Source organism: Streptomyces sp. AF1A, from assembly GCF_047340315.1.
Classification (GTDB): Bacteria; Actinomycetota; Actinomycetes; order Streptomycetales; family Streptomycetaceae; genus Streptomyces.
In genome coordinates this window covers 1-8,812 of record NZ_JBLEBI010000233.1, presented here as the reverse complement: position 1 = coordinate 8,812, position 8,812 = coordinate 1, and the positions used below count along the sequence as shown (strand labels likewise).

8 protein-coding genes and 1 pseudogene are annotated in these 8,812 nt (G+C 70.8%); 7 read left to right on the top strand and 2 right to left on the bottom strand.

Annotation, left to right across the window (positions count from 1 at the left end; translation table 11 throughout):
• A partial coding sequence (locus tag ACLU3S_RS33860; RefSeq protein ID WP_413955813.1) for a PQQ-binding-like beta-propeller repeat protein occupies nt 1-1,770 on the top strand: 1,770 nt, incomplete at its 5' end.
• Between the two features lie 212 nt (nt 1,771-1,982).
• A complete protein-coding gene (locus tag ACLU3S_RS33855; RefSeq protein WP_413955812.1) occupies nt 1,983-2,678 on the top strand; it encodes a helix-turn-helix transcriptional regulator in 696 nt (231 codons plus the stop codon).
• Between the two features lie 147 nt (nt 2,679-2,825).
• On the opposite strand, the gene ACLU3S_RS33850 is transcribed toward ACLU3S_RS33855, so the two are convergent.
• Both ACLU3S_RS33850 and ACLU3S_RS33845 read right to left on the bottom strand, forming a co-directional pair.
• Nucleotides 2,826-3,170 (bottom strand): hypothetical protein, encoded by a 345-nt coding sequence (locus ACLU3S_RS33850; RefSeq protein WP_413955811.1) that lies wholly within the window; start codon nt 3,168-3,170, stop codon nt 2,826-2,828.
• A 21-nt stretch (nt 3,171-3,191) separates the two neighbouring features.
• On the bottom strand, nt 3,192-4,907 hold the full coding sequence (locus tag ACLU3S_RS33845) for a sodium:solute symporter family protein (protein WP_413955810.1): 1,716 nt from the start codon (nt 4,905-4,907) through the stop codon (nt 3,192-3,194).
• Between the two features lie 197 nt (nt 4,908-5,104).
• Between ACLU3S_RS33845 and galT the strand changes: the two genes are divergently transcribed.
• The 5 genes and pseudogenes from galT to ACLU3S_RS33820 form a co-directional block, all read left to right on the top strand.
• Nucleotides 5,105-6,166, top strand: coding sequence for a galactose-1-phosphate uridylyltransferase (gene galT, locus ACLU3S_RS33840; protein ID WP_413955809.1), 1,062 nt, complete (start codon nt 5,105-5,107; stop codon nt 6,164-6,166).
• Nucleotides 6,163-7,125 carry a UDP-glucose 4-epimerase GalE gene (gene galE, locus ACLU3S_RS33835; protein ID WP_413955808.1) on the top strand — a complete coding sequence of 321 codons (963 nt, stop codon included), beginning with the start codon at nt 6,163-6,165 and terminating at the stop codon, nt 7,123-7,125. Before galT ends, galE begins: the two co-directional genes overlap by 4 nt.
• Nucleotides 7,125-8,279, top strand: coding sequence for a galactokinase (gene galK, locus ACLU3S_RS33830; RefSeq protein WP_413955807.1), 1,155 nt, complete (start codon nt 7,125-7,127; stop codon nt 8,277-8,279). The genes galE and galK overlap by 1 nt, the downstream gene beginning before the upstream one ends.
• A gap of 89 nt (nt 8,280-8,368) precedes the next feature.
• Entirely contained in the window at nt 8,369-8,557 is a 189-nt protein-coding gene (locus ACLU3S_RS33825) for a hypothetical protein (RefSeq protein ID WP_413955806.1), read from the top strand.
• Nucleotides 8,557-8,812, top strand: a pseudogene (locus ACLU3S_RS33820) (hypothetical protein); the annotation flags it as partial. The gene ACLU3S_RS33825 and the pseudogene ACLU3S_RS33820, both read left to right, overlap by 1 nt.

The following is an 8,812-nucleotide window of genomic DNA, read 5'->3' as shown; positions in this document are numbered from 1 at the left end:
TCGTCGGAGCCGCAGAGCCCGCCGCCGGCCACCCCGGCGGCCCCGCCGACGCCTCCGGCCGCTCCGCCCGCCGGGCCACCTCAGCCCCAGCCCGGCTACGGCTACCCGCAGGCCGGCCCGGCCGCCGGGCCGCCGCAGCCCCAGCCGGGTTACGGCTACCCGGGTGCGCAGCAGAACCCGTACGCCCAGCAGACCCCGGCGTACGGGCAGCAGCCTCCCGCCTACGGCGCGCCGCCGCAGTACCCGTACGGCCGGCCCACGCCGCCGGGGTACGGGTACCCGGGGCAGTCGCCGACCGCGCCGATGCAGCCTCAGCCCGGACAGGGCGGTGGGCGCAACAACGCCGCGCTCGCCATCATCGTCTCGGCGGTCGTCGTCATCGCGCTGATCGTCACCGGAGGTATCTGGTACACCAAGTCCTCCGGCGGCGACGGCAAGACGCACGACACCGCTTCCTCCAGCGGCGGCACCGGCGGCAAGGACTCCTCCGGGGGCGCCTCGGGCGGCGGCAAGGAGAAGGTGCCGGCCGATCCCGCGGCCCACGTGCTGTTCGAGGTCCCGTTGCCCACCACGGACGACACGGTCGCCACCGCGGGTTCCTGGCTGACCGACACGGTGTACGCCAAGAGCGGGGTGTCCGAGGTCGTCGGCTACGACCCGGCCAAGGGCACCAAGCTGTGGACGATCAAGCTGCCCGGCCCGGTCTGCGCGGCCAGCAAGCACGTCACCTCGGACGGCAAGACCGCGATCACCTACCAGCCGAAGCCGGACACGAAGAAGTCCGTCTCCGCGTGCACGCAGATCGCCGCGCTCGACCTGGACGCGGGAAAGAAGCTGTGGACGAAGACGGTCAAGTCGGGTGACTACGCGGTCGGTTACCAGAACGTGACGGTCGCCCAGCGTACGGTCGCGGTCGGTGACAGCAGCGGCGGTGCCGCGTTCGACATCGACTCGGGCAAGGCGCTCTGGCTGCCGAAGCCGGGCGACGACTGCTACGACGCGGGTTACGGCGGCGGCGCCAAGCTGGTCGCGGTGCGCAGCTGCGGCGACTCCTCCAGCCCCCAGCTGCTCATCCAGACCCTCGACCCGAAGACCGGGAAGGTGATCTCCGAGTACAGGATGGACCCGGGGATCGAGTACGCCTCCATCGTCTCCACCGACCCGCTGGTGGTGGCCGCCGACGTGGGCGACAGTGCCGGTGACGGCAGCGAGGTCTCGGACTACTTCTCCATCGACAACAAGACCGGCAAGCTGCTCGCCCACATCTCCGCGCCGGGCAAGACCTACGCCGGCCGCTGCGACGGCATCACCCGCATCGAGTACTGCAAGGAGATCGTCGCGGGCAACGGCAAGCTGTACGTGCCGACCGAACAGCACGACGGCAAGGGCCAGTTCAGCGAGACCAACGAGATCGTCGCCTTCGACCTGAACACCGGCAAGCCGACCGGACAGCGCGCCGAGGCCGGCGACGGCTACCAGATGTACCCGCTGCGCATGGACGGCTCCAACCTGATCGCCTACAAGCAGCCGCCGTACAACAAGGGCGGTCAGATCGTCAGCATCGACGGCGGCTCGTTCAAGCAGACCACGCTGCTGGAGAACCCCGCCGACCAGAGCGTGCGGGAGACGGAGGCCGCCATGCTGCCGGACTACGCGGAGATCCTCTTCGCGGACGGCCGGCTGTACATGTCGCAGGTGTTCGCCCACCGCAAAGGCACCTCGACGTCCGGCAAGGAGGACCTGGTGCTGGCGTTCGGCACGGGCGGCTGACCCGTCGCCGGCTCGCCCGAATGGGTGACTTACCGAGAAGTGCCCCGGATTTCATCGATCCGGGGCACTTCTCATGAAGACGGGCAGCGCGACGTCGAACAAGCGTGTAGCTTCCGGGGGCATGAAGGACGGGGGCCGGGGGGCCCTCTGTCCTTGGGAACCGCTGGGCGTCCATAGTGGGGCATCCATGGGGGGGACTGGGGGGTTGCTCTATGGGAGTGCGGCTCATGGTCGTCGACGACCATCGCCTGCTCGCGGAGGCGCTGGCGTCCGCGCTGAAGCTGCGCGGGCACCGGGTGCTCGCGGCGGCGGCACCGGCCGCGGGTGCGGCGGATCTGGTGATCGCGCGTGCGCCGGAGGTGTGCCTGCTGGGCACGGCGGCGCCGGCCGAGCCGGGCGCCTTCGACCCGGTGGTGAAGATCAAGCGGGAACGGCCGCAGGTGGCGATGCTGGTGCTGGGGCCGGTTCCGTCGCCGCGGGGCATCGCCGCGGCCTTCGCCGCCGGCGCGTCGGGGTACGTGCGGCACGACGAGCGGATCGAGGGGGTCGAACGGGCGATCATGAAGGCCCGGGCCGGGGAGGCGGCGGTGGCTCCGCAGCTGCTGCAGGGCGCCTTCGAGGAGCTGCTCAATCCCGCCGCGCAGCCGGACGACGAGGCTCAGCGGCTGCTGCAGGTGCTGACGCCGAGGGAGGTCGAGGTGCTGGTCCGGGTGGCCGACGGGGAGGACACGCGGCTGATCGCGGCGGGCATGGGCATCGCGCCGAGCACCGCGCGGACGCATGTCCAGCGGGTGCTGATGAAGCTGGGCGTGGGGTCCCGGCTGGAGGCCGCCGCGCTGGCCGCGCGGACGGGGTTGCTGGACCGGGCGGGACCGCTGCGGCCGGGCCCGGAGCCGTACGGCGACTGACTCCGGCCCGGCGCCCGGCCCCGCTGCCGGTGCCTCGCCGACGGCACGGCGGCGCCCGGTGGGGGGACGGAGATCCGGGCGCCAGCGGCAGCGAGTCTGCGGCCGGGAGCCGGTGGTCCTGTGGCGGTGCCGGCCCCCGGCCGGTGGTCACTCCTCCGGCGCGTCCTCCTGGACAAGCGGCCGTGGCGTCGCAGGCCTGAGCTTCAGCCAGGCCAGGAAGAAGATCCCCAGCAGAAGCATGCCGATGCCGGTCCAGAGGTTGATGTTGACGCCCTGGGCCTTGTCGATCGCGGACTGCGAGTCGGTGATGCCGGTGACGGTGACGATGACGCCGTAGACCACGAACAGGCCGCCGATGATGCGGCGCAGGTCGAAGATGCGGGCCGCGGTCTCCGACTTGCTCTGCAGCTCGGAGACCTCCCGCTGCAGGTCTTCCTCGGTGTAGTGGTCGGGGCGGCCCGTGCGTCGCGGGTGTTCGGAGTGCTCGGACATGGTTTCCTCGATCCTCCCGCGTCAGAACGAGAACGGGATGTAGCAGGCGGCGGCCAGGACGACCGCGCCCCAGCCCAGCAGGGCGGGCCGGCGGTACCAGGCGTCGTCGCCGGGGGCGGGCGGTTCGGTGCCGGGGGTGGGGGTGCCCCCGGACGAAGTCTGGGGGAGGGTGCCGTAGACCAGGCCCTGCAGCTCCTGCGCCGGCTTCGGCCTGGTGAACAGCGACACCAGGAACATGACGACCGCGCCGGCGACGAAACCGGCGATCGCGGAGACGAAGTTGGCGCCCTGGTCGGAGGGGATGGAGATGATCCCCTTCTTGTAGAACACGAAGTAGTTGACCATCGCGGTGACAGTGCCGGCGATCAGACCCCAGAAGCCGGACTTGGCCGACGCCCGCTTCCAGAACATGCCGACGATGAAGACGACGAACATCGGCACGTTGAAGAAGGAGAACAGCGTCTGCAGGTAGGCCATGATGTTCGAGAACGAGGACGCCAGGAACGCCGTGCCGATGGAGGCGAGGACGCCGATCACCGTGATCAGGCGGCCGAAGCGGACGTAGTAGGCGTCCTCGCGGCCGGGCACCGCGTACTTGGCCCAGATGTCGTTTGTGAACACGGTGTTGAACGACGACACGTTGGCCGCCATCCCGGCCATGAAGGCCGCCAGCAGACCGGTGACCGCGATGCCGAGCACGCCGTTGGGCAGCAGCTCCTGCATCAGGTAGGGGATGGCGTCGTTGTACTGGTAGCCGGAGCCGGGGGCGCCGAACTTCGGGACGAGCGCGGCGGCGACCAGGCCCGGGATCATCACCAGGAAGACGAAGAAGATCTTCGGGTAGGCGGCGATCAGCGGGGTCCGCCTGCCCGCGGAGAGGTTCTTCGCCGACAGGGCGCGCTGCACCTCGGCGAAGTTGGTGGTCCAGTAGCCGAAGGACAACACGAAGCCGAGGCCGAGGACGATGGTCAGCCAGTTGGCCCCGAGCGGGTTGACGCTGCCGATGCCGGTGCCGCCCCAGGCGGTGGTGAAGTCCGCGCCGTGGGTCGCGGTGAGCTTGTCGGTCAGGCCGCCCCAGCCGCCGACCTTCTTCAGGCCCAGCACGACGATGGGGATGAGGGCCGTGAGGATCACGAAGAACTGCAGCACCTCGTTGTAGATCGCCGAGGACAGACCGCCCAGGGTGATGTACGCGAGCACGAAGGCACCGGCGACCACGATGGCGACCCACTGCGGCCAGCCGAGCAGGGCCTCGACGACGATGGCCAGGGCGTAGAGGTTGACGCCGGCGATCAGGATGGCCGCGAACGCGAACAGGATCGAACTGAGCAGGTGCGCCGCCCGGTCGAAGCGCAGCAGCAGGAACTCGGGGACCGAGCGGACCTTGCTGCTGTAGTAGAAGGGCATCATCACCAGGCCGAGGAAGACCATGGCGGGGATGGCACCGATCCAGTACCAGTGCACGGTGTAGGCGCCGTACTGGGCGCTGTTGGCGGCCATGCCGAGGATCTCGGTGGCCGCCAGGTTCGCCGAGATGAAGGCGAGGCCGGTGATCCAGGCGGGCAGCGAGCGCCCCGACAGGAAGAAGTCCAGGCTGGTCTTGACCGAGCGGCGGGCCGCGAAGCCGATGCCGAGCACCACGACGAAGTAGATCGCCAGGATCGTGTAGTCCAGCCCATTGGTGGGGAGCCGTAGCCCCGCCGCCAGATCCGTGGGCGCGTATGGGGGGGTTTGCATGGAGAACTCGCTTCGTTGCGCGAACTGATCAGAGCGGAACCTATGCCTCCGTGTTCAGGAATTGAACACTTCTGTTGATGTTCTTTGTTTGATTGTGATGATCCTGATGGTTGTCGGGTTGTGGTCTGTTATGTTTGATTGTGTTGAGTGAGTAGGGGGTGTGCGCACGCCCCCAGGGGCTGACCAAGGAGTCCGGCGTGAAGAAGACCTCGACTCGGCTGGCCGACGGTCGTGAGCTGATCTACTACGACCTTCGGGACGACACCGTGCGCGACGCGGTCGACCGCCGGCCGCTGGAGCGCACGGTCACCACCTCCGAGATCCGCCCCGACCCGCTGCTCGGCGATCGGGTGGCCGTCGCCTCGCACCGGCAGGGCCGCATCTATCACCCGCCGGCCGACGAGTGCCCGCTGTGCCCGACGCGCGGCGACCGGCTCAGCGAGATCCCGGACTCCTCCTACGACGTCGTCGTCTTCGAGAACCGGTTCCCCTCGCTCGCCGGCGACTCCGGGCGCTGCGAGGTCGTCTGCTTCACCTCCGACCACGACGCCTCCTTCGCGGACCTCAGCGGCGAGCAGGCGCGCCTGGTGCTGGACGCCTGGACGGACCGCACCTCGGAGCTGTCACACCTGCCCTCCGTCGAGCAGGTGTTCTGTTTCGAGAACCGGGGCGCCGAGATCGGCGTGACCCTGCAGCACCCGCACGGACAGATCTACGCCTACCCCTTCACCACGCCCCGCACCGCGCTGATGCTCCGGTCGCTGGCCACCCATAAGGAGGCGACCGGCGGGGAGAACCTCTTCGACGCCGTCCTGGAGCGGGAGCTCGCCGGCGAGCGGGTCGTCCTCACGAGTGAACACTGGGCGGCCTTCGTGCCGTACGCGGCGCACTGGCCGTACGAGGTGCATCTGTACCCCCGCCGCCGCGTCCCCGACCTGCTCGCCCTCGGCGAGGCGGCGCGCACAGAGTTCCCCCAGGTCTATCTGGAAATCTTGCGGCGCTTCGACCGGATCTTCGGCGAGGGTGAGCCTCCGACGCCCTACATCGCGGCCTGGCACCAGGCCCCGTTCGGTGCGCTGGAGGAGTTCGAGGGGGTCACGCGCGACGACTTCGCGCTGCACCTCGAGCTTTTCACCGTCCGCCGCACTTCCGGCAAGCTGAAGTTTCTCGCGGGTTCCGAGTCCGGCATGAACGTGTTCATCAACGACGTGCCGCCGGAGCGCGCGGCCGAGCGACTGCGAGAGGTAGCGAGTTCATGAAGTACCTGGTGACGGGTGGCGCGGGTTACGTCGGCAGTGTCGTGGCCCAGCACCTGCTGGAGGCCGGCCACGAGGTCACCGTCCTCGACAACCTCTCCACCGGCTTCCGCGCGGGCGTCCCGGGCGGCGCGGCCTTCGTCGAGGGCGACGTCCGCGACGCCGCCAAGTGGCTGGACCCCTCCTACGACGGCGTGCTGCACTTCGCCGCGTCCTCGCAGGTCGGCGAGTCGGTGGCGAAGCCGGAGAAGTACTGGGACAACAACGTCGCCGGCAGCATGGCCCTGCTCGGCGCCATGCGTGAGGCGGGCGTGCGCAGGCTGGTGTTCTCCTCCACGGCGGCGACGTACGGCGAGCCGGAGCAGGTCCCGATCGCAGAGAGCGCGCCGACGAAGCCGACCAGCCCCTACGGCGCGACCAAGCTCGCCGTCGACCACATGATCACCGGCGAGGCGAACGCCCACGGCCTGGCCGCGGTGTCCCTGCGCTACTTCAATGTGGCCGGCGCCTACGGCGCGTACGGCGAGCGGCACGACCCCGAGTCGCACCTGATCCCGCTCGTCCTCCAGGTCGCCCAGGGCCGCCGCGAGGCGATCTCCGTCTACGGCGACGACTACCCGACCCCCGACGGCACCTGCGTCCGCGACTACATCCACGTGGCCGACCTGGCCGAGGCCCACCTCCTGGCCCTGGACGCCGCGACGGCGGGCGAGCACCTGATCTGCAACCTCGGCAACGGCAGCGGCTTCTCCGTGCGCCAGGTCGTCGAGACCGTCCGCGAGGTCACCGGCCATCCGATCCCCGAGGTGGTCGCCCCGCGCCGGGGCGGCGACCCGGCCGTTCTGGTCGCCTCGGCGGACGCGGCCCGCGAGAAACTGGGCTGGAACCCGACCCGCGCGGATCTCGCGGGGATCGTCGCGGACGCGTGGGAGTTCGCACAGAGCATCGCAAGGGAGCAGTAGTGGGGCCACAGCAGGTCGCGGAGCGCTTCACCGAGTTGTACGGGACGCAGCCGGAGGGGGTGTGGGCGGCGCCGGGCCGGGTCAATCTGATCGGCGAGCACACCGACTACAACGACGGCTTCGTCATGCCGTTCGCACTGCCGCACCAGGTGATCGCGGCCGTCTCCCGCCGGGACGACGGCATCCTGCGCGTGCACTCGGCGGACGTCGAGGGCGGCGCCGTGGAACTCCGGCTGGACGCGCTCGCCCCGGGCAGCGACGAGAACTGGACGGCGTACCCGGCCGGCGTGGTCTGGGCGCTGCGCGAGGCGGGCCACGGCGTGACCGGCGCGGACGTCCACCTGGCGTCCACGGTCCCGACGGGCGCGGGCCTGTCCTCCTCGGCGGCCCTGGAGGTCGTCGTCGCGCTGGCGCTCGACGACCTGTACGAGCTGGGTCTGCCCGGCTGGAAGCTGGCCCGGCTGTGCCAGCGCGCCGAGAACGTCTACGTCGGCGCGCCGACCGGCATCATGGACCAGACGGCGTCCGCGTGCTGCGAGGAGGGCCACGCCCTCTTCCTCGACACGCGCGACCTCTCCCAGCGGCAGATCCCCTTCGACCTCGCGGCCGAGGGCCTGCGGCTGCTGGTGGTCGACACCCGGGTCAAGCACGCCCACAGCAACGGCGAGTACGGCAAGCGCCGGGCGGGCTGCGAGAAGGGCGCGGCCCTGCTGGGCGTCGACGCCCTGCGCGACATCCCGTACGCCGAGCTCGACGCGGCCCTCGCCCGGCTCGGCGACGAGGAGGAGGTCGTCCGCCTGGTCCGGCACGTGGTGACGGAGGACGAGCGGGTGGAGCGGGTGGTGGAACTCCTGCGCGCCGGCCGGCCCCGCGCCATCGGGCCCGTCCTCACCGAGGGGCACGCCTCGCTGCGCGACGACTTCCGCATCTCCTGCCCGGAGCTGGACCTGGTGGTGGACACGGCCCTGGCCTCGGGCGCGCTGGGCGCCCGCATGACCGGCGGCGGCTTCGGCGGCTCGGCGATCGTCCTCGCGGAGGCGACCGACGTCGACACCCTGACCAAGGCGGTCCACGAGGCCTTCGCCGCAGCGGACTTCACGCCCCCACGCGTCTTCGAGGCGGTGCCGTCGGCGGGGGCGCGGCGACTGAGCTGACGTGGCCCTCCCGACGGACTCCACCGGCCCGGTGCACGGTCGGCGTGCACCGGGCCGGTACCCTCCGCACGCGAGGGAGAGCACAGGCGGTGCGTCCGGCCCTCCGCGCCCTGGTGGCGGAGGCCGATGTGATCGGGAAGAGCAGGGTCTCGGGAGCGGCCCTGGGCCAGGCCCTGACCGACTTCGCCTATCAACTCACCCGGCATGCCTACGACCTGGCCGGGTGCAAGGGTGCGCGGGACTTCCCCGCGCAGTTGCCGCGCTACGGGGACCGCTGATGGAGGACGACGAGATTCGGTCCCGCTTCGACGGCCGGGGGCACGTCGAGATTGAGGGGCCGGTTGCCGTGCGGGAGCGGGTCGAGGCGATCGGCCACGCGCTCGGGTACCGGCTGATCGCCGTGGAGGAGTCGCGGGGCGCCGGCCTCGCGCTCGGAATCCGCACCCCGTTGAAGGTGCGGCTGCGCTTCCGGCGCGACGACGACCCGCGGGCCCGCCGACGGGCGGAGCGGACCATCGAGCGGCTGCGGGCGG

Excerpts from the sequence above, each read along its gene's own strand:
- ACLU3S_RS33855 (WP_413955812.1), top strand. The coding sequence starts at position 1,983 with ATGGGAGTGCGGCTCATGGTCGTCGACGACCATCGCCTGCTCGCGGAG.
- ACLU3S_RS33850 (WP_413955811.1), bottom strand. The coding sequence starts at position 3,170 with ATGTCCGAGCACTCCGAACACCCGCGACGCACGGGCCGCCCCGACCAC.
- ACLU3S_RS33845 (WP_413955810.1), bottom strand. The coding sequence starts at position 4,907 with ATGCAAACCCCCCCATACGCGCCCACGGATCTGGCGGCGGGGCTACGG.
- galE (WP_413955808.1), top strand. The coding sequence starts at position 6,163 with ATGAAGTACCTGGTGACGGGTGGCGCGGGTTACGTCGGCAGTGTCGTG.